This window comes from Phyllobacterium phragmitis (assembly GCF_002980495.1).
Lineage (GTDB): Bacteria > Pseudomonadota > Alphaproteobacteria > Rhizobiales > Rhizobiaceae > Paramesorhizobium > Paramesorhizobium phragmitis.
In genome coordinates this window covers 19,963-40,505 of sequence record NZ_PVBR01000024.1, presented here as the reverse complement: position 1 = coordinate 40,505, position 20,543 = coordinate 19,963, and the positions used below count along the sequence as shown (strand labels likewise).

The window sequence follows — 20,543 nt, the reverse complement described above, 5'->3', positions numbered from 1 at the left end:
TGCGATCGATGATCCAACGCAAGACGATGGAACCGGCCAATCCGGGAATCGATCGCGTCGGTTTCTTCGGCAAGACACCGACGCACGGCGACTTCGTGTCAGACGGTTTAGGGCCGGGACTGCGGGAAGCGCTGGACGGCTGGATACAGGAGGGACTGGAATCGAGCAAGCAGATCTTTGGCCAGCAATGGCGCGAATTGTTTCACGCCTCTGCCCCCTGGCGCTTCGTCATGCAGGAGGGGCTTTGGGCGGCGGCAACGATTGCCGGTGTGCTATTGCCAAGCAAAGATCGTGTGGGACGCGACTTTCCGCTCATCATTGCCGCCCAGCTTGGCAGCTATTCGGGTGACCCGCGCCGGCTTTGCTATGACAATACGTGGTTCATCGCGGCCGAAGCGCTAGCCGAAACCTCACGCACCAGCGATTTCGATCTTGCAGGGTTATCAGCAGGACTGCAGCGCCTTCGCTTGCCGCATGCCAATCCGCGACCCGGCAACACGCCTGAGAAGAAGGACGGCTGCAAAAGCGCAGACGCGCCTATTTCCATCTGGTGGACGATCGATCCCGATACGGGTCGGGCGCATGGCTTCAAAACGGTCGGCCCGCCGAAAGGGTCCGACTTCCCAAAACTCCTCGAATGCACTGCCGAGCGATCCAAATCGCCTCCACGGACAGAAGTATCTGAACCGATTTCGGCTTCGGCACAGCAGGAACCCTCCCCCCTATCCTCACCGCGCAGATTGGTCATTGAGAAGAGCTACGCTACGCATCCTGGCGCCCGCCTTTTCCTCAACAGTGACGCATTGCTCGTTTCAGATGCTCCGCATCTCTTCGTCATCGCCGACGGCGTGGGAGATGACATGTCTGCCGCAGAAGCCGCGAAGGTGACGATCAACACACTGACGGGCATAGCGCCTCAAGAGACACTTGCTGGCTTCGTGCAAGAACTGAAGCAAAAGTTCGGGCGCGCGCATGGATTATTACAGGCAGCCGCCATGTTGAATCGACAGGGCGAAACGCCGAAAGTGAGCGTGGCCGCACTTGCCATTCTCGATGATGTGTTTGCGGTCGTATGGGCGGGCGATGTCCGTTGCTATCTCGTCAGAGATGGCATGATGTGCTGCCTCACGCACGACCATGTGCAGATCGGTCTGCACCGGCAGCTTTCGCGTTGCATTGGAAGGCACGTGCCATTGGTGCCAGATGTCATCAACGAAACCTTACGGGATGGGGATCGACTACTCTTGTGCAGTGCGTCCCTACCACGCGTGCTCGGCGAGCGTTCAATCGCAAAGGCGCTCCTCTACACACCGCTTCGTGATGCCTCTTGTGTGCTTATACAGGAGGCTCTGATCGCAAATATCCGCGACAACATCAGCGCGATCACCGTCGAGGCCCGGCTGAAATGACTGGACATGACATAAGCGACGACATGGCATTGGACCAAGTCGCCCTCCGGTTCGCCGAGCTTTGGCACGCTCTTACGCATGACGGCAACACAGTACGCAACGGCGAAGAAAGCAGGCTGCTCATTGATCGTGTGCGCACAGCTCTTGACCGAGGGCATGCGCGGCTTGGCGCCTCACCTTCATCTGAGATGGTCGCGGACACCTTCCTGATCGAAGAATTGATGCATGAGGGGCCGCTGGTGCAAATATATCGAGTGCGCCACCGCGACCTTGGCACAGCCTATGCTCTGAAGACGCTACGCCCAGAACATGCAGATGATGCCATATGCGCGAGCTTATTGCTGAGGGAAGCGCGTATGCACATGTCGGTCCGTCACGAAAATGTTGTGTCAGCCCACGTAGTATTGCGACTGTCGGACGGTCGCCCCGCGCTCTTACTCGAATGGATGGAGGGGGGAAGCCTTTCGCAACGCCTGAAAGAAACAAAACGTTTTCCAGCAGGCACCGTTCACGCAATCATGGAGGGGCTCATTTCAGGAATGCAGGCAATCCATGCGGCGGGGTTCGTGCACGCCGATATTACCCCGGCCAATCTGCTCTTTGCCGGAGACGATCCCGCGAGCCTCAAAATCGCCGATTTCAGCATCGCACGGGAGTACGGGAGCGACGATCACAATGTCCAACGCATGGTACAGACGCGCTCTCGCCTGGCGCCCCCGGAATGCACCGTCGGCGGCCTGCCAGATGAGCGATCCGACCTTCATGCCTGCGGACAAATCTTGCTGCACCTTTTGCAACGCAGCATAGGAAACGCAGCACTGGCAACAGATCTGGCGGCGCTTGCGCGGCAACTCACTTATGATGATCCGGATCGTCGTCCGCAAAGTGCAGAGGAAGCATTCACCATTTTGCGGACAATCGCTCCTTGATCAATCTTTCGGTGCGGGCGCGGCGGGTAAAGGAGGGCTCTTCTGGAAAGCCGTGAAAAGCTTTGCCACATTCACAATGCGGGCATTGCTGGCATAAAGAATATCACCATCCTGCATCTGGAACGCCTGCATATTCGCGAAGTTGGCAACCTTGCGCAGATTGATGTGATAAATGATTGGCGTCGTTTCCGAGGCTGGCGCAGTTGTGGTGTTGTCTGTTGCGACAGATTCTGCGATATCGCGGCCAGTCTGGCTGCGGAAAAGATAGATATTACCTGCATCAGCACGATCGTCCAATAGTCCGCCGACGCGCCCGAATGCCTTGGCAAGTGTGAATTTGCCCGCTTCAAACTCGAATTCACCAGTGCTTTTGAACGCCCCCAACGCGGTAAAGCTCGAAGCATCGCCCTCAATGAAAATTTGGTCTCCAGGGAGCAGTTGAACATTCTGGCGGTCTTCGGCAAGTATGCGGTCGAGGGACGCGCTCGCGCGTTGCGATCCGCGGACCAGGGTCACCATTGTTGAGCCGGGAGCAGAAGCCGAGCCGCCCGCCAATGCAATCGCATCGAGCATGCGTTCTTTGCCGCTGGTCAATGGGATACGGCCGGCGGTGCGTACATTCCCATTCACAGTAACGCTGCTGGTCGGCTTCTCCACCACTGTGACAACGGCCTGCGGGTTGACCGCCGACCCGCGCAGACCTTCAACGATCCGTTTTTGAAGAGCCTCCGGCGAGGAACCGGCTGCACGTTGCCGTCCAACAAAGGGAAGTGTGACAAATCCCTGCTGATCGATAGTAAAGCGGCCCAGATTAAGCATTTTTGTTTCTGTCGGGGATAGCAATCCCTCTTCACCTGAATCCAGGATGGTGACTTCGATCACGTCCCCCTTTTGCAAGCCATTATTCATAGCACCTGAAGAGTGAAATCCACTCAAGCCGTGGCGACGTGAAACAAAGGCTACCGGATCTGGCGCCTGGGAGGGTGCAGTTGCCAGTTCAACAATCGGTATCTTTTCATTCGAACCGGGAAGGATGGCGTTTCGGATATTGCCGACACTCGGGCCAGATGCGGGACTAGCACATGCACTCAAGACGGCGATCGATAGAATGCATGGCAACTTTAACATCACCACTCTCCTGGTTTGCAATTGAATTTTGTGGCGTATCGACACCATCGTGGCATTGGCAGCTCCCACAAACGCCGAAAGGATTTTCGGGCCTGACCCGAGATTCAGGCGTTCGGCTGTTCGCGCCGTCAGCAGGATTCCGGGGCTGCGGTGGAGCGCTGGCGAGAGCACTTCTGATCCGGGCTGCTCTCACAACAGGAACCCGTATATAATGGCGCCTGCAAATATGATCGCGATCATGAAAACGGCGCCGGGCATTCGTATCACCCGCGCTCGAATTGAGGGTGATCGCCTCATCAGACGCCATTTAAAAGGTTTCCCGTGACGAGGACGAAGAATGCCATCGACATCAGCCAATAGCTATCGATACCCAGCACACCAGTTAATACGCCGAAGACCGGCAACAGTGAAAAGACGGCCAGAACAACGGACGTGATCAGAACCATTTTCGTTGATGCATTCGGCCGCATGGCATTTCCTCCAATGCTTTCCATGTCTCCAGTGTGACAGGTGATTGTCTCGATCTTTTCACGTTTTCTCACAGGCTCCTGCCTTCCTAGAAAGGCAGGAGCCTGGATGATCTGACATCCCGCGGTGTGTGGCGGGGGATGGGGATGTCAGGCCATATCGTGCTGCTCTATCGTTTCCGCCCATGAGCGGCCTATTCGAGCAGCTTCTCTTTGATAGGATTGCCAGCATCGGGGAGGCCGCCTCCGCTATGCTTTCACGTGCGACGACAGAGCCCTTTGACGCGGGTGCCGTCGCACCAGGCGATGCTGAAGAGATCGCCGCATCAAACGCCGTCACCCAGCGCTTTCTCATGCTTGAGGAATCCGGTGAAAGACGTTCTCGTTTGTTCGTCCGCTTCAAGCCCATTAACGCGCTGCAATAAATATGCTGTGAAAACATGATCCGCCCGGCATTATGTCAATTAAAACAACTGCTTCGTATTGATCCGGATTCTTAAGCTCTGTTCTGGCAACTGGCTAGACAAGACGTAGCTTAGGGAAACGGACGCAATATTCTTCTTCAGGAAACAAAGAAAGCTTCCTTATGAGCAAATGAAGCAATTTTGCATTGCCATTCCAATCCGCTGTTTGGACCGTCACCCTGCCATCACCACTGCGTTTAGGTATTCCAATCAGATGAAAGGCAGCTCACATATTTGTATTGGTGAGCGGCGTTCCCAGACTACAGGCCTCTGATTCGGATATTGCGACGGCGTGCGGATTCTGCTCGCGATTTTACAAATGCATCTCGCGATACAAGCATCCGACATTGGCCCTGAATGATCAGCTCGATCTTGATAGCCAAAAGCAGCTTTCCCGTGTGAGCCAGGCCGAAGCGCATGATGTAGGTGCAGGATAGGGGTGGGAAGCAACCCTAAAGGCAGATAAGTGGTGATGCGAGATCCTACGGCGACTAGGTTCGTCTCCCGCCTTTTAGACGCGCTGGCACAATTCAAAAGCAAACTGAACAGGAAAAGAACTTAGCGAATTACAGGCTGCAGACCATCGAGACCGGCGCCGCATCAAAATTGGCAAGACTGCGCACTACGAAGCGCTCAAGGCCGACAGCGTCCTGAGGAATATAGGTTCTTGTTATGTACTCAGATATAGGACTGTTGTCGCCCCTTTTTGTGTTGTGACGCCTTGATATCTAATCACGCCCGTTATGGACGGAGTATCAATGGCCATGGCGCTAGATGAATTTTGGGGATTACCCGGCGGCAAAATCGCGCACTCCCGAATTCGGCAGCCTGCTAGCCTCAGTGGGTACATATGGCGTCGGCTTCTTCACCAGACCGCTTGGCGGCGTGATGATTGATGCTTTCGCCGACAGAGCCAACCGGAAACCCGCGATGATCCTGACCGTAACCTTAATCACCGTGGGAGTTCGTTCCATTCTTCCAGCGTTTCTATCCGTTGATAGCCCGGTCTGCGCAGACGGGCATCCAGCTGTTGCAGTCGATGCACGATACGTACTGTTTACGAGAGCGCTCAAATGGTATATCAACTCGTTGTTTTAGTATTTAGGTGTATTATTATGAACAGACGAAATCTACTCAAAGCTTTTACCGGCCTATGCTTCCCGCTGTATCAACCCGCAAGTGCGGCTGAAACCCACTGGGACTATAAGGGCGACGATCCACAGCATTGGAGCGAACTGTCGGCAGAATATCAAAGCTGCAGTGCTGGCGTCAGCCAGTCTCCAATCAATCTCGATCACGGCATCAAGGCTTCGCTACCCCAGCTTGAGATCGACTATGGGGATAATTTCACCTCCGTCGAAAACAACGGTCATACCGTGCTTGTCACGGCGGGAAAGGGCAACCAGCTGGTGGTGGATGGGGAGCGCTATAATCTCGTTCAATGTCATTTTCATCATCCCAGCGAACATCTTCTCAAAGGCGCGCGCTTTCCGCTCGAATGTCATTTCGTCCATCGCCTCCCCGACGACGAAATCGCGGTCATCGGCGTTTTGATGAAAGAAGGCCGTCGCAACGATGTGTTTGAGCAGATCCTGAGGCTCGCGCCGAAGACGCCTGGTAAAATGGCCGAGATTCCCGGTGGCCATCTCGCCATTAAGAATCTGCTTCCAGCTACATTTCACTACATACGCTACAGCGGCTCGCTGACGACGCCTCCGTGCAGCGAAGCCGTAAACTGGATGGTCTTGATTGAACCAGTGGAGATCTCGGCTGAGCAAATCGCTCGCTTTGCCGCGCTCTACCCCGACAATGCTCGTCCGATCCAGCCCTTACACCATCGCCCGATCCTCGAGGACTAACAGGCTGTTGCCTGTCCCACACCAGAACGCCGGCATAAAGTTCATTGTTGATAATGCCGGTGCCGCGACAGAAGAGTTGGCTTGGTTTGTCTGAACAGTTCCGGGCATTTCGTTAAGTGGATTTCCACCTCGGCTATGCGACAAGGCCAAAATCCGATCCCGGCCTTGTCGCCTTTGCTTGATCAATTGGTGGATTTTCCTTATCCACGAAGTTCGGTTTTATCGGGGAAAATTATTGGACCCGCTTCAATGTCAAACTGGTCGCACCTGCCGCCACATTAAGACCTGTCGTTCCGTGGGCGTTGAATGGTTGCAGGGAAATCTTTTTATCCGCCCCACCAACCAGTGCGTGGACTTGGACACCAAGGCCAACTGAACCGCCGGCCGAGACGCCGCTATATCGGCCGGCCAGAGCGCCAGCGCCGAGCTTCTTGCCAGCCGGAGCCGATACCGTCCATTTCAGATATGATTTGCCTGTAATGCCAACATCGACCCCCAACTTGCCCAAGCTACCCTTATATTGTTCAACCGATCCGCTGTTATGCTTGAATTCGCAGCTGACTCCCTTGCTCGATCCAACGATCAAACCAATTCCGCCACTCACTTCACAAGACAAAACGCCGACTCGAGTTGATAGCCTATCGGTATCTTTATGAGAACTTGCTGCGGTAGCAGCAGCGCCTATAAGTATAGAAGCGGCAGATACTATAGAAATAAATACCTTCATTAAATTTTCTTTCTAAAAATACTTGATGCATTTAATATTTCGGCATGAGCAAATTTCATACCTAAACGCGAAATAACGCGTCTTTTGCGGCCTTATTGATCCAAGGTCGCAATGCTGGATTTTTATGAATGCAATTGTCTCTAAATTATGGCGGAGGCCACTGGCGGCGGCATGTCTGCAGCCCGGTCATTTAGCTTTTGCACCTGCGGATCAAACGGGGCGGATTTCCCGCACTGCCGCAAGCTTGTGTCCAGCTGTTGCAGGGCTTTCCTTAAAACGTGGAAGATCGACGACGCCATAATTCCGACGCGTGACCGCATCATCGAACAGGCAAGTCATCAAAGAGGATTTCTCTTATATAGCTCATAAGGAGATTGGCCCTTATAATCTGGTATATTAGGCAATTGTCGATCGGACCCTAAAATCTCAACTACGAGCTTAAACATGTCAATGCATTCTGGGCAACCATATCGCGTATTGGTTGTGGAAGATCAGGATTTGATGCGATTGGCCATGATCCGCGAACTGAAAGCAGTGGTCCCAATTTCGCTGGGTTGCATCGTTTACGGAGCAGGCACATTGGAAATGGCGATAGATCTGCTCAGGACGGATAATTTTGATTTGATTGTGATCGATCCCGGCCTTCCGGGATTTGATCCAACCTCCAAAAAAGCGCGCCTCTCCGTGGTCGAACAAATTGTTGAGGCAAGTCCTACTGCGATTCACATCGTCGTCACTGGGTCCGATACAATCGAGGAATGGCACGAACTTAGGCAGCGTGGAGCCGCCGCATATCTGGGAAAAACGGGACTGAACCGCGAAGTCATAGCGGGAGCTTTGCAGGAGATATCGGCCAAGGGGACGGCAGTTCATCTATCAGAAGTTCAAATGACCACGACTGAATACCATTATTCAGGATTAACGCCTCGCGAACAGGAAATTCTCGACTGGATGAGACGACGTCCCAGCGGCATGAAGCGCAAAGATATCTATGAGCAGATGGGTATGCATTTCGATATCGATGCTGGCACTGTAGAGAAATATTACAAGCAGGCACGGGCAAAGCTCATGCGAACCGGAGCTTTGCCAAAGGGAGTGTAGTGCTGGCTCTACGATAAGTCGATGAACACCCACTCACCCCTTATGGTTGCCGGCCGATCCAGCGTGATCTGCGTTCTTCCGAAACCTCCTGCTGGACGGCAATCGTCTATTGGCTCTGACCTTCCCAATTCTGTTACGGAAATCAGAGCGATAGCACATGTGTTGATTTGCTGGATTCAAATCCATTTATCTAGCTATGAGGAAAAATGCTGCCTTTCAAACAATATTTAGCCCACGTGCTCGCCACAGTCCTTGCGCTCACCATCTGCTTTCCTGCGGCGTCAGCACGATATGAGGATCCGGCGACACTGATGATCGAAGACGCCCAAGGAAAAACATTGGCATCATATACGGTCGAAGAATTGAAGCGTGTATTCCCGATTCGCGAACTTGAGACCCCTACCCCATGGATGCCGAAAGATCAAAAGATAGGATTTCGGGGACCTTATCTCAAAGACGTGCTGAAAAAGCATTTCCCTTATGGAACCAACGTCGAGATAATCGCTTACAATGGGTTTTCATCCATTATTGAGCGGGATGAAATAGAGAAATACGCACCAATTCTGGCGATCGAGCGTCTGTGTGACGACGAAAGCCGGAAGGACGGCTCATGTCGAGAAGGGCAGACTTACAGGCCATTGTATCTGAAGGATGGCGGTCCTCTGTTTCTCGTGTGGCCATTGGACGAGTTACCTGCTTCCTATATTCCTGCTCGCAACGCGATCTGGGTATGGTTTGTTGTTGCGGTGAGGCCGAACGATGAATGATTGGCTCAAGCGCTTTTTGGCGATGCTCCCATATATAGGACTGGCTGCAGCCGTTTTCCTTGGTTGCTGGTCGTTTCTACGCGCCGACAGTTACAGGGCGCAGACCGACCTTATTTCCAATCAAATTTCGGAAATTCAATGGTTGTCATCTCAGGCGCGTGAGAAAATCGCGCATGTCACCGGCTATTTGCAACTTCCCAAATTGACAGAAGATCAACAGCGACAGCTTGTCCAGAACGTCAGGCTCCTCGATTTCAATCTCAATACACTTTTGTCCCTGAACTATGTCGAGAGCTTTCTCAATACCGCTGATATCGGTCGTCTGCAGCGTGCGCTGGAAACAGTCGATAAGGAAATTCTGCCTTTAGTCGAGGCTGGAAATCAATGTGACGAGGCTTTAGCCCGCGTATTAGCCATGGAGGAGGACCTCTTTCGGGTGTCAAGTGCAGCAGTGGATCACAGTCGGACTTTTAGCGAGACAGCTCGCATTGAGACAGAGGCAGCCAAGAACCGGCTCATATTTGCTTTTGCGCTGGGCAGCCTGATTATCACGGCGATTTTAATTCACCAGCGCATCATGTTTGCCAGGCGTAAAGACAGACATCTTCGATCATTTTCGTCACTGTTCGCGCATATGACTCGTACGCGCATCTCAGCACTCTGCCTGTTTCTTCAGGATCTCAACAGCAACGAAAAACCGGATCCGGAAATGGTGGAGGCCGCCCGCCAGGCCGCGATTGAACTCGATAACATCAATGACGGGCTAATGAAGATAAGCTATTCCGGCAGAAATGCCGGACGAGAGCCACTTTGTGATATTCTGGAAACAATCAAGCTTGAACGTTCCTGTCACATTGAGCTCAGAATATCACCCGCAGCCTGTGTCTTGCCGGTTCCTGCATCTCAAATAGGTCTGATCGTGGACGAGCTTGTTCGCAATGCAGAAAAAGCCGTCTGCGATACGCAGAACCCGAAAATCACAATCAATGCGTGGTTGAAAAAGAGATATTTCCGTAGACCACGGCTGGTTCTCAACGTGATCGATAACGGCCCCGGCATGAATCCGGACGTTCTTAAAAAAGCAACAGATCCGTTTTTCTCCACAAAAGCCGGAAGACATGTCGGACTAGGGCTTACCAGTTGCTCCGAAATGTTGAAAGCGATAGCTGGGAAGCTTGAAATCATGTCGACCTCTGGAGTTGGAACATCTGTCCAGATAGAATATCCGCTTAAAGCATAAACAAAGAATTTTGCGGCATTGGGCATTCGGCACGGCTTTGCGCCCGCATCACTGCGGCTAATCCGACAGGGGTCTCGACATGGTGCGGATGTTGATTTCTATCGAGGCGTGATCCGGGATTGTCACTGAGAATTAAGCCGCCTTTTATGTTTCGGGTCTGAGGTTGCGGTCAAGAAATCGGGCGCACTGTGAGCCCGATCATGTTCAAGCCGCCTCCGTCGTTCCGATGATCAGACGGGGCAATAACAATCTCCAGGCGACGCTGCCCAATAGCGGGATAAAATAGGGGCGACGGCGCCCCTTTTTTTGACCCGCGCTTTAGTGTTTCTTGGCACCATCGGGATTGAGGATTTCCGTTCCAGAGCCCGACATACTGAGATGGCCGGCGTCGTCTCCTTGCCCTCCTATAGGAGAGGAGGTCGGCTTTTTTTAAACGAAAGTATATTTCAAAAGCATGGTTTTCATGCGCACTTTGAAGAGTGGGATTTTTGATCGCCGGTTGCTGCAATAAGGCCAATTTGGGCCGGACCAGTTATAGTGATGCAAGCGCTGGTCGTTGCACAAATGGCAAGAAAGCAATTTTTATAACCTGATGTGACGGCGGGGGATGGTCTTTCCCATCTCCCGCCGGATTTTCTTATCCAGTCTGGTTGGCCACTCAGCGCTAATTACGCGGCAATTATGATCTCGTTTTGTGAAGTGTTTCAGAAAAAGGCTGTCAACATAGGCTACAGCAACCTCCGGTTTTGCCCTGTGGTAGACTTATATCGATCCCTGCTATTTTCAGCCGGGTTAGCTGTTTGCTTGGTTAGCATGAGCGCACAAGCGAGTGAGTTTGCTCATACATTCTCTCAGCTGAAAGCGGCTTTGTTGGATGTAAAGCAGGTTACGGCTGTCCTGGATCTGAAGCAATGCCAAGATGCCAAAGGGACACACGGACCGGATATTCATGGCGGCTTTCTAATACCGAGCTTCATGATCATCGAGAATCAAGGCACTCCGCGCATCGCATTCTCCCTATCGCATGAAACAGTCGGGAAGCAGACCAATCAACTCCGTCATGAGTTCGTGCGCTATACGGTCATGTCCAACAACAGGGTTAGCGTTGACACATTTTGGTATGTTTCTGGAGCGCCGAAGGCAACACCAGTGGGCTCTTGGACATGCCACATCGGCAAAGGGATACGTTTTGGCTGGTAATTGGTTCATTCAGGCTCCTCTTTGAGGAGATCGAATCCATCTTTCGGTCAACGACGTTAGCCATCTGGCTGCGCAGCGCCGGAACCCTGGACCGTAGCGTTCGGACCGGTTGCAAGATTTCCCGCCGGCGTCGACGCCTCTAGCCTGGCACCGAGTTTAGGTGGTTGGAAGTGTCGGGTCCCGAATTCACTACCAACTTTTCAACACGATCCCTGGTGGGTTTTGCGTTTGATACCGTGCATCTGTCTCACAGCGATTTCAGCAAGCGCGATGGCAGTTTCGTGCTTTCCCCATCCGGCGCGGGTGGCGCTTTCTGCAAGCGCAAGGAAGAGTGGCTCAAGGATATAAATGCATTCAGTTATACGGCTGGCGTGGCGGGCAGGCAAATTGGGCGGATCGACGCGAAACGTATCGGTGGTACCGATGTGATTCTTTGCTGTAGGCCGCTTTGGCGAGACGGATATGCTGTCGGCACGAATTGTGAACTTGATCAGGGCGGCGGCGATTTCGTGATGGGTCCACCCAGCGGCAATGGCCTGCTCAATGAGCAGCGCGATGCCAGCCTCCGACAGTTGCCCAATGGTGCCGCCTGCATCCATGGCGGCCATGAAGACGGGCTCGATGGCCTGCTCGCAATCAGACGCGCGGTTGGGATAAGGGTTTGTCTTGCGGGGCGTACGGACCTTGTATTTGGTCATGATATCCTCCTTCTGGCAGGGGGGTGACCCGCTGGAGAGCACGGTCGCTCGTTTTTTCTCGAACATTCACACAACTGCTACTCGCTTACAGTCTTCATCCGGCAGGATCTCGGCTGCGACAACCATGCAATTGCATATTCATTCAGCTGAGCGGCCGCGCTTACCGATTCTGAGAAGCATCATCGAGCATCCAACGAACGAGTTCGTCGAATGATATGCCGGCGTGAGCTGCTATCTCGGGTACGAGACTTGTCTCCGTCATTCCAGGTTGAGTATTGATTTCGAGCGCAACGATCTCGCCAGTACCCGCAGGTGTGTTATCGTAGCGGAAATCGGTACGGGTCACGCCGCGGCAGCCAATGGCCTTGTGCGCGATCAGCGCCCATTCTTGTATTTTACTATATACATCCCAATCGATATCAGCTGGAATTTCATGTATAGCTGCGCCTTTGTCATATTTTGCATGATAATCATAGAATTCCTGGCCATATTTATAATCTCTAAAAGTTTTCGTTTTAGAATTATAATCAGCTACAACACTACTAATCGGCTTGATCTCCATTACATCAAGCGCTTTATCCCCCATTACAGCGCACGTCAGTTCGATTCCAGATATATATCGCTCAACGAGAACATCATTACCATACGGCCAGTCTGCTCCCGCGATGTGATCAGGTGGTGGCACATTCGGATCAGTCACAACAGTGACCCCAAATGACGAGCCTTCAGCGACGGGTTTGACGACGTAAGGAACAGAGAGAACATGTTCTCTGGCGAGGTCGAAGCGGCACATGACCTTGCCATCGGCGACCGCGATGCCAGATGCTTGCATGACTTCCTTGGCCTTTGCCTTGTTCATGGCCAACGCTGATGCGAGCACACCAGAATGGGTGTAGGGTATCCCTAAAAGCTCAAGCAGGCCTTGAATTCTGCCATCTTCGCCGATTGGGCCATGTAGCGCGTTCAAAGCTACGTCAGGCCGGATCTCTTGCAGATCTTTTGTAATGGTTGGGGTTACATGCAATTCAGTGACGCCAAACCCTTGATGCTTCAACGACTGCGCGCAAGCTCGCCCCGACTTTATGCTAACCTCACGTTCAGACGACCAACCGCCCATCAGGACCGCGACGTGCTTCATGCCACCCCCAACCTTATTGAATCAAATACTCACAACAATACCCCCAAGAACCGCCAGGAAATATTTCATAAAATTTATCACAAATTTTATATACTTGATTTTTAATTAGTTTCAGTACATTTCAATTGGTGATTTTTTAAATATGGAAGTTTTCTTCATATATTCTACTTCTGCAAGCTGCGACTATATGGAACGTTCATCTCAGCCCCGCAAGGATTGAAAAACGGCACCCGAATGGAATGCAATCCATTTAAGTGCTGGCAAGCCACGCTGGCGCCAGTTCATCAACAAAGTGCTTGTCGCTCGTATATTTGGCATTGATCTCGCGGTCACGCACGTCACAGCATCAACGCTTGCCTGCCGAACCGGTAGCTGTGCGGTCCGGATGGGAGCTGTCTACGCAAGATATTTCTGCGCCGGCGCGACACCGTCAGAGATAATATCGAATATCCGGCTCGCTTTTTTATATTGTACCTTTTTCTTGTTATAGAAGAGCCCAAACCTGATCCGACTCGTGTCTGGGATATTTCTGAATAATTTAATTTCTTCGTCTGATACTGCGGGCAACGCAAATTTTGGAATGGTCGTGCAACCCAGCCCGGCCGAGACCAAATGCATTCGAACGAGGTTATCATCGGTACGGCTGGCGACCTTATACTGGATTTGCGCCTCCCTAAGCGATCGTTCAGCATAATACGAATAGGGAGACAGTGTGGCTTCCAGGATTACCGGAAGCGGCGACGCAGGAACATTACCATTCAATCCCATTTCAAAGCCGCTTGACGCCACCCAGACCAAAGGAACATCGAACATAAGATCGATTTCTCCCTCGTGATGGAAAAGGGGGCGCACGACGACGTCCAACTCGCCATGATTGAACATCTCAGAAATACCGGCGGGGCGGCCTATATGGACGTCGAACTCCCTGCCCAACTCGATATATCTTTTTATATCGTGGCAATGATGCGCAGCAATGTGATTGCAGACACCCAACCGCAACTTGTCCACGTCTTTGCCGAGCACAAGACATCGCATCGTGTCGATCGGCTCCATCATAGTGAATATGAGGCGTGCGATTTCATCCGAGCAGACGGTCAGCTTTGTACCATTGCGAACAATGATGGGGATGCCGGAGAGCTTTTCGAAACGCGCTATTTGTTGTGATACTGCGGATTGAGAAATCCCGATTCGTTCAGCCGCAACCGTCACGCTCCTACAAGCGAGAACCTCGTGAACACATCGTATCGTCCCTAATGACAATCGCTCAAGGCTCATTTCTGCACTCCCTATGTCTAGAGGACGCGCGACCGGCTTTATCTTCCGATCGCACTCCGCATCTTTCTGACTAAAAGATCCGAGATCCATTTTTAATGAAAAAATACTTCATTTGTTTATAAGAAATATCGGATAATTTGTATTATTCAAGTTTTTAATGGCTTCATTAGGTTACATAACATGATTATTAATAGTAATAATATATTTCTTATTTCAATTTTTTCTTTTCAAGCGCCAGAAATGCGATAACTCGTCGCAAATAATACATAAACGACTTGTAATATTTCTTGATTTTTAAAATATTATATTCATATTTTTAATAACTTAAATATCCGCGCAGGCTTAGATCGTTCGATGCAGCGACAGGGAATTATGCAACAGCCCCTCGCCTCTGCGCCCTCTTCCAACTGCAGACAGAGCGCCCAGTTCGCATATCTGCGTCTCTCTAAGCAGCGAGAACCCATGACTACGATGCGTGGTTATGACATTACCCAATTCTGGAGCTTCCGCTTCAAGCTTCTTGCGAAGCCGGTGAACCACAACGTCAAGCCGCTTATCCGTCAATGAGAGGCCATCATCCCAGAGAAAACGCTCGACTTCTTGTCGGGACGCCCTCCGATGAGGCGCCTCCGCAAGGCACGCCAGGAACCAGCACTCCAAGGTCGTCAGTCTTATAGTCGCCCCCCCGCCCGAAACCACTAAAAGCTGGCGCCCCACATCTAACGCCAAGACCAATGATGCCCCTGGAAAACGAGAAACAACGCGCCTTATGACAGCCTTCAATTCATCAAGGCTAGCGGGCTTGGTCAGATACACATCCACACCCGCCTTCACAGCATCCAGTCGCTCCTGAGCGCCTCCGTCGGCAGTCAGAGCAATAATGCGCAACTGCTGATGAACCGCCAATCGCCGAATTGTCGATAGCCACTCACCTCCGAAGCTTGTCAAATCAAGAATAACAATCACGTGACCGTTGGCAGCGATCATTTTCTCCAAATCACTTTGCGAAGAGGCAAGAGATACGGAAAATCCCGCAAACTCCAATGCGACATACATGTCGTATGCAAGACTAATATCCTCTTTGAACAATATTACCTTAAACTCTCCATTTCCAATGTCCTTCATATGCCCTCCTGCTGTCTTTCTCGATTAGTCTCCAATATAACGGCACCTATACAAATACTGGCATCGAAAATTGTATTAAATCTATATATCCCCGCAATATACTTTTCCTACTTATATACTTCCCATTATAGATATATATACAAATATTACTTAGATACACTTTTAAATACATGAACTCGAAGAGACGTCAGCACCTGCCATCCAACGAAATTCTCAGTCATCAAAAAAGCCCCTCCCCTGGACATCAAAAGCATTGCACCAGGGGAAGCTCACAGAGCTACGCCTCCGAAAGGTCCGTCCATGGCACACCAAAATCAATGCTTTGGAGAACAAACAATGCCCCTTTTTGATACAATCATCATTTTTTTGGAAACACACATATAGTGTTACACTATTGCTAATTTTGTAACTCTTGCCATGGCATCATGAATTTCCAGGGCGCTGCAGGAGCGACAAAACCGAGATCGCGTGGCTATACAAGCGATTTTATTACGTTAGGATGGGGTGGGCATTGCTAGACAATTACGGAAATAGAAAATATCTGTCGTCTTCTGAGAGAACTCGTTTCTTCCTAGCTGCATCAAAGAAAAGCAAGAAAGTTGAGTTATTTTGCCGGATTCTTCTTGAAACAGGGTGCCGAATATCAGAGGCTCTGAATTTAACTCTTTACAAGATAGACTTGGAGGAGGGCGTCGTCATTATCCGCAGTTTGAAAAAGCGGAATAAGATTTGCCATCGAGTTATACCTATATCCCCTGATACCATGCGGCTGTTTAAGGCGCTTATGGATGAGGTTGCCCCGGAAGACTATGATGAACGTATTTGGGGTTGGACCCGAATGACCGGATATCGGCATGTGTGTGCGGTCATGGACCTTGCCGGCATTAAGGGGAGCCAGGCCTCTCCAAAGGGTCTTCGTCATGGGTTTGCCGTTGCCGCCCTCGAGGCTGGGGCGCCCATGAATCTGGTTCAACGCTGGCTCGGCCACACACATTGGAGCACCACCGCAATATATGCTGACGTTATCGGCCCTGAGGAGCGAGGGTTTGCCGAGCGCTTATGGCTCTCCGCCGAAGCCCCACGCCCGGTCATGCGTCCGTCGTTGAGAGGCAAAGCGGGATCGAAAAAAGTCGACCAAAGAGAGAACCCTTGTCAAAAAAAGCGCGTGCTCGTCGCAGCGCGGCTGGCAAGGTAGGCGGAATAATGCTGGGTCCTGAATAGTCGGCGGGTTTTTGACACCTTTAAGTGCCACCCTCACATCAAATTGAATTACTATACGTGAGTTGGCTGCATGAATCTGTCTCGGAACTGTTCCGCGTCCAAGACACTGCTCGTACAGCTATCAGTTGAATGAAAGTACCCGGTCTCTTTAATGAGGGGCCCGTTTAGCTCAAGGACGGCTTCCGTAGTATTTCGGCTAACCTACCGATCCTGCTTAATAATCCGACGACTGTACAGTTGCACCCTATTTAGTGCCAGAATTCAAAAGAAACGGGCCTCAGCCTGCTAACAGGCTGTGAATAACGTTGCGAACAAAAACTTGACACATTTGGATGCAACGTATAGGGGTATGTTACAAAATTAGCAATAATGTAACATTTATTAATATTTGGTTTCATTGCCTTGCGTCTGCGATCTGGCCGATCGTGAAGGGGGGCCAGTTGCCTTCTGGCATCTTTCTGCAGAAGCCACTTGAAGCCTCCCCCAGTTAAAAAATCTTTTCCTACACGGGTTCGGTCGAATGCGCCTGCTTCACCTTGTTTCGATTGGCTAAATTCAAGGGGCCAAATACCCAGCTTGGGGCCTAGCATTGCGGAAGAATGCATAGATTAACAATGGCGGTCAGATTGACTGACCACTTTCAGGTGCCACACCTCCGGGGTAAGCGCCCAGCCAAGGCCGTTCATCTGTCGTGATGGTTGAATGGCAGGAGCAGATCGAGAGCGCGATTGGGCCACCCCGCTGCGATCCGCTGGAGGGTCAGAGAGAGCCAGGCAAAGGGATCGACGTCGTTCATCTTCGCGGTTTATGCCGACCGGCGAACTATGCCGAACACTTCTTCTGATGGAAACGGTATATCGTGCGTTCTCGGCCAGTTCGGCCGTGAGCCGGTGGTTGACACTCGGCATAGTTCTTATGCTCAGAGGGCGTTCAGGAATTCCAGAAGCCGGTCGTTTGGTCGAAATCGCTGGGCCTTCGCACGTTCGTACGGCTTCAGCTTTGCGAGTGCGGATTCCTTCAGTTCAAGATGTGCATGAAGATAGGTCAGCGTCGTTTCCATCGCCTCATGGCCCAACCACAGGGCAATGACCGAGCAGTCGACACCCGCCTGTAGCAACTCCATGGCAGCGCTGTGCCGCAATACGTGGGGCGATACCCGCTTCTAGCGAAGGGAGACGCAGTGCTGACGCGCCTTGGCGACATATTTGTTCAACAGCGCCTGCACGCCGTCGGCGCTGAGCCTGCCACCGTGTATGTTCGGAAAGAGAGTCGTTGTGTCTCGCTTCCCTGGTTCCTTGAGCCAACGCCAGAGGGCCTGCTGTGCAACCCTTGTGAGCGGCGTACTTCGCTCTTTGCGGCCCTTACCGACGCATTGCACATGCGCACCGCGGCCGAGCATTACCGAGTCTCGGTCAAGGTTGATGATCTCCGAGACCCGCAGCCCCGTTTGCGCGGCCAGCAATAGCAGAGTGTATACGCCACGATAGCTGTTCCGACGTCGTGACGCAGCGGCATAAACGCTTGCCGCCGCCCCTTACCGTGCACGAGGATCGTGCCCGACTGCCAGTCGATATCATCGATGATTGAGGGTGGCAACTTCGCTGGCGCGCAAGCCGAGCTTGGCCAGGAGCATCAAAACCGCATAGACCCAATGACCCATCGCCGTCGTCCGGTCACAGACATCGAGCACCTTCTGGACTTTCTCTGGCGGCAGGAATGTTGGGAGGCTGGCAAGTCGCCAGCGGCGGATGGACAGCACGCAATCGGCCAACGACGTCAAGATGAAGCCCTTCAAATGCAAGTAGCGCAAAAAGGCACGCACGACTCCGCACATTGCCTTGCCGCTGTCGGCGGAGCCATCGAGCGCATGTCGTTCGACATACCCAATGACAATCTTCAGGGTGAGCGCTGCAAACCCATTCGCGCCGGTAGGACAGACCTCCTGCAGAAATCGAAGTGACAGAAGCTTGTGGCTCCCCACCGTCGAGGCGGCGAGCCCTCTCTCATTCGAGAGATATGCCCCGAATACATCGACGATCTGCTCGTGCTCATTGCACTCAACCGGAAGCGCAGCTGCTATTGCCAAGCTTGCTAAGGTGGCCCGATATGCTCTCTCGCACTGGACGGGTTGATCCGCTTTATCAAAGACGGCCGGATCAAAATCGATCCACATGCTGTCCTTATTCCTGCTAATCGCCGGATGCAGAATCCACAGCTGCCGGCGACTCGAAGACCGCTCCTGCTGCTCTAATCCCTCTCCCGCCGCGGAAAGCAGCGGGAGAGGGACACAGACGAGGAAGGGAGTGAGCAATCCCCGTCTATTCTGGTCAGGCGACGATGTGGGCGTCTTCCTGGATCCAGAGATGGTCGCCGCCTGAAGATTCATAGATGTGATAGGCCACATCATTCTCGGTGGCTGTTTGGTCCGTATCCGTAAAGCCCTTGGCCTCCACCTTGTCATCGGCATCGGCAAGCACCCGGAGCACATCGGTATCGGAATCCTCCAGGAGCCCCTTCAAGTCGTCCGCGTTAAGCGTCAGGCTGTTGGAACCGGTCCCCGTGATGTCGATGGACCCGACATCCTTAATAGTAGAGACGTCGATCTTGGCGAAATCCAGATGGATTCCTTCGCCGGAGAGCGAAAGCGTATCCGTTCCGGAGCCACTCTTGCTCTGAGCGAAACCAACACCGCCGAGATCGAGAATATCATCTCCGCCGAGGCCGAGCGGGGTGCCCGTACTGTCAGGGTCAGATATCTCCACAGCAGACTTGGCCGTAAGCGACAAGCCGTCGACATCAGCTGTCGCGGCACTCTGGTTTGGGCTCGCTACATTGGGGTTGTCTTCTCCAATCCAGGCGACGTGTGTAATACCGTTTTGCCCGAATACCCCACCATTCGTATGAGTGTCTATTCCTTCGGTCAAAATTGGATCAGTGTTAAAGGTACCATCGCCAAGGCCAGCGTAAATCTTAACGAAACCAGGCACCGACACACCCATCGGACCACCTGGGTTGAAATGAATAACCCAGTCGAGAATGCCGTCACCCGTGACATCACCGAGCGATGCCCCCGTAGCTACGGAGGTGCCTGCCCAATGAGGGTGAGTCTCTCGACTCATATCCGTTACCTGGACGTTCTGCGTATCGAATGTTCCATCAGCCCGGCCCATGAGAACCCGAATGTCCTCGTTGGAGGTGGAGCCGAACACCAGATCAGCAATACCATCCTGGTTCACATCCTCGAGGAAGGTGCCGGTATAGGGGCTATTCGCCTGTCTATTCGCATTATCAAGGACAGAAATGTCCGTCACGACAGGCGATGTTGAGGCGAAAGTCCCGTCGGGAGCGATGTAGTAGACCTTCAGTTGCTGAGCCGTCGTATCCAGCGTAACCCAGGCATAGCCACCGGTGCCAACCTGACCCAGAACGCTGTATTCCGCATCCGCCCAGTAATTGAAGCCGCCAGGTGCAGGGCTGACTGTTGCTGCAGTCGAAAATTCTCCATTGCCGAGCCCTTTAAGGACGAGAAGCCCCTGGCTGCTGCTGCCATGAACCCAATCGAGAACACCGTCTCCCGTTACGTCTATCAGATCTCCATTCCCGCCACCCCAGTTACCAGCCCAGGATTTCGCGTCATAGGCGCTCATATCCGTGACCTTGACGTTGGCGGCATCGAATGTGCCGTTAACGCGACCTTCCATTACAAAGAGTTTTTGAGTGCCCCTATCCCCCAAGACAAAATCGCTGATGCCGTCACCCGTCACGTCTTTGAAAAAGTTGGAGTGATGAACATAA

At 52.3% G+C, this 20,543-nt stretch carries 18 protein-coding genes and 2 pseudogenes; 9 read left to right on the top strand and 11 right to left on the bottom strand.

All coding sequences use genetic code 11. The annotated features are described in order from the left end of the window. Positions 1-26: 26 nt before the first annotated feature. Together tagF and C5748_RS23150 are read left to right on the top strand one after the other, a co-directional pair. On the top strand, positions 27-1,409 hold the full coding sequence (gene tagF, locus C5748_RS23155) for a type VI secretion system-associated protein TagF (protein WP_245581941.1): 1,383 nt from the start codon (positions 27-29) through the stop codon (positions 1,407-1,409). Next, on the top strand, positions 1,406-2,338 hold the full coding sequence (locus tag C5748_RS23150) for a protein kinase domain-containing protein (RefSeq protein WP_105744769.1): 933 nt from the start codon (positions 1,406-1,408) through the stop codon (positions 2,336-2,338). Before tagF ends, C5748_RS23150 begins: the two co-directional genes overlap by 4 nt. Here C5748_RS23150 and C5748_RS23145 read toward each other — a convergent pair whose 3' ends face one another. Continuing rightward, entirely contained in the window at positions 2,339-3,637 is a 1,299-nt protein-coding gene (locus C5748_RS23145) for a polysaccharide biosynthesis/export family protein (RefSeq protein WP_245581940.1), read from the bottom strand. Between the two features lie 125 nt (positions 3,638-3,762). Beyond that, positions 3,763-4,008, bottom strand: coding sequence for a hypothetical protein (locus C5748_RS23140; protein WP_146119602.1), 246 nt, complete (start codon positions 4,006-4,008; stop codon positions 3,763-3,765). 110 nt (positions 4,009-4,118) lie between these two features. Here C5748_RS23140 and C5748_RS23135 point away from each other — a divergent pair, with 110 nt between their 5' ends. Together C5748_RS23135 and C5748_RS23125 are read left to right on the top strand one after the other, a co-directional pair. Continuing rightward, the gene (locus tag C5748_RS23135; protein WP_105744762.1) at positions 4,119-4,358 is read left to right on the top strand and encodes a hypothetical protein; all 240 of its coding nucleotides are present in this window, start codon (positions 4,119-4,121) and stop codon (positions 4,356-4,358) included. Positions 4,359-5,512: 1,154 nt separating this feature from the next. Further along, complete coding sequence (locus C5748_RS23125; protein WP_105744760.1) at positions 5,513-6,256, top strand: carbonic anhydrase; 744 nt, start codon at positions 5,513-5,515, stop codon at positions 6,254-6,256. 232 nt (positions 6,257-6,488) lie between these two features. Here C5748_RS23125 and C5748_RS23120 read toward each other — a convergent pair whose 3' ends face one another. Next, positions 6,489-6,983, bottom strand: coding sequence for a DUF992 domain-containing protein (locus tag C5748_RS23120; protein WP_105744757.1), 495 nt, complete (start codon positions 6,981-6,983; stop codon positions 6,489-6,491). A gap of 444 nt (positions 6,984-7,427) precedes the next feature. Between C5748_RS23120 and C5748_RS23110 the strand changes: the two genes are divergently transcribed. The 4 genes from C5748_RS23110 (at position 7,428) to C5748_RS23095 (ending at position 11,291) form a co-directional block, all read left to right on the top strand. Then, the gene (locus tag C5748_RS23110) at positions 7,428-8,084 is read left to right on the top strand and encodes a response regulator transcription factor (protein ID WP_105744754.1); all 657 of its coding nucleotides are present in this window, start codon (positions 7,428-7,430) and stop codon (positions 8,082-8,084) included. Between the two features lie 206 nt (positions 8,085-8,290). After that, complete coding sequence (locus C5748_RS23105) at positions 8,291-8,851, top strand: putative pterin-binding protein (RefSeq protein ID WP_105744752.1); 561 nt, start codon at positions 8,291-8,293, stop codon at positions 8,849-8,851. Beyond that, positions 8,844-10,091, top strand: a complete 1,248-nt coding sequence (locus C5748_RS23100; protein WP_105744751.1) for a sensor histidine kinase — start codon at positions 8,844-8,846, stop codon at positions 10,089-10,091. The genes C5748_RS23105 and C5748_RS23100 overlap by 8 nt, the downstream gene beginning before the upstream one ends. 813 nt (positions 10,092-10,904) lie before the next feature. Beyond that, the gene (locus C5748_RS23095) at positions 10,905-11,291 is read left to right on the top strand and encodes a VirK family protein (RefSeq protein ID WP_158259916.1); all 387 of its coding nucleotides are present in this window, start codon (positions 10,905-10,907) and stop codon (positions 11,289-11,291) included. Positions 11,292-11,491: 200 nt separating this feature from the next. Here C5748_RS23095 and C5748_RS23090 read toward each other — a convergent pair whose 3' ends face one another. From C5748_RS23090 to C5748_RS23075, 4 genes are all read right to left on the bottom strand, one after another. Continuing rightward, positions 11,492-11,989 (bottom strand): hypothetical protein, encoded by a 498-nt coding sequence (locus C5748_RS23090; RefSeq protein WP_146119601.1) that lies wholly within the window; start codon positions 11,987-11,989, stop codon positions 11,492-11,494. Positions 11,990-12,149: 160 nt separating this feature from the next. Then, positions 12,150-13,127: a D-alanine--D-alanine ligase gene (locus tag C5748_RS23085; protein WP_105744745.1), complete on the bottom strand. Its 978-nt coding sequence runs from the start codon at positions 13,125-13,127 to the stop codon at positions 12,150-12,152. A gap of 396 nt (positions 13,128-13,523) precedes the next feature. Further along, positions 13,524-14,402: a LysR family transcriptional regulator gene (locus C5748_RS23080; protein WP_158259915.1), complete on the bottom strand. Its 879-nt coding sequence runs from the start codon at positions 14,400-14,402 to the stop codon at positions 13,524-13,526. Positions 14,403-14,744: 342 nt separating this feature from the next. Then, positions 14,745-15,527 (bottom strand): response regulator transcription factor, encoded by a 783-nt coding sequence (locus tag C5748_RS23075; protein WP_105744741.1) that lies wholly within the window; start codon positions 15,525-15,527, stop codon positions 14,745-14,747. A 511-nt stretch (positions 15,528-16,038) separates the two neighbouring features. Here C5748_RS23075 and C5748_RS23070 point away from each other — a divergent pair. Next, positions 16,039-16,722: a tyrosine-type recombinase/integrase gene (locus tag C5748_RS23070; RefSeq protein WP_158259914.1), complete on the top strand. Its 684-nt coding sequence runs from the start codon at positions 16,039-16,041 to the stop codon at positions 16,720-16,722. A gap of 708 nt (positions 16,723-17,430) precedes the next feature. Here the strand turns inward: C5748_RS23070 and C5748_RS23065 are convergent. The 4 genes and pseudogenes from C5748_RS23065 to C5748_RS28660 all read right to left on the bottom strand — a co-directional run. After that, positions 17,431-17,553 (bottom strand): annotated as a pseudogene (locus tag C5748_RS23065) (transposase domain-containing protein); the annotation flags it as partial. Positions 17,554-17,667: 114 nt separating this feature from the next. Further along, positions 17,668-18,210, bottom strand: a pseudogene (locus C5748_RS23060) (tyrosine-type recombinase/integrase). Positions 18,211-18,321: 111 nt separating this feature from the next. Next, positions 18,322-18,921 carry a tyrosine-type recombinase/integrase gene (locus C5748_RS23055; RefSeq protein WP_245581939.1) on the bottom strand — a complete coding sequence of 200 codons (600 nt, stop codon included), beginning with the start codon at positions 18,919-18,921 and terminating at the stop codon, positions 18,322-18,324. A gap of 154 nt (positions 18,922-19,075) precedes the next feature. Next, positions 19,076-20,449, bottom strand: coding sequence for an FG-GAP repeat domain-containing protein (locus C5748_RS28660; protein ID WP_210204478.1), 1,374 nt, complete (start codon positions 20,447-20,449; stop codon positions 19,076-19,078). Positions 20,450-20,543 lie beyond the last annotated feature (94 nt).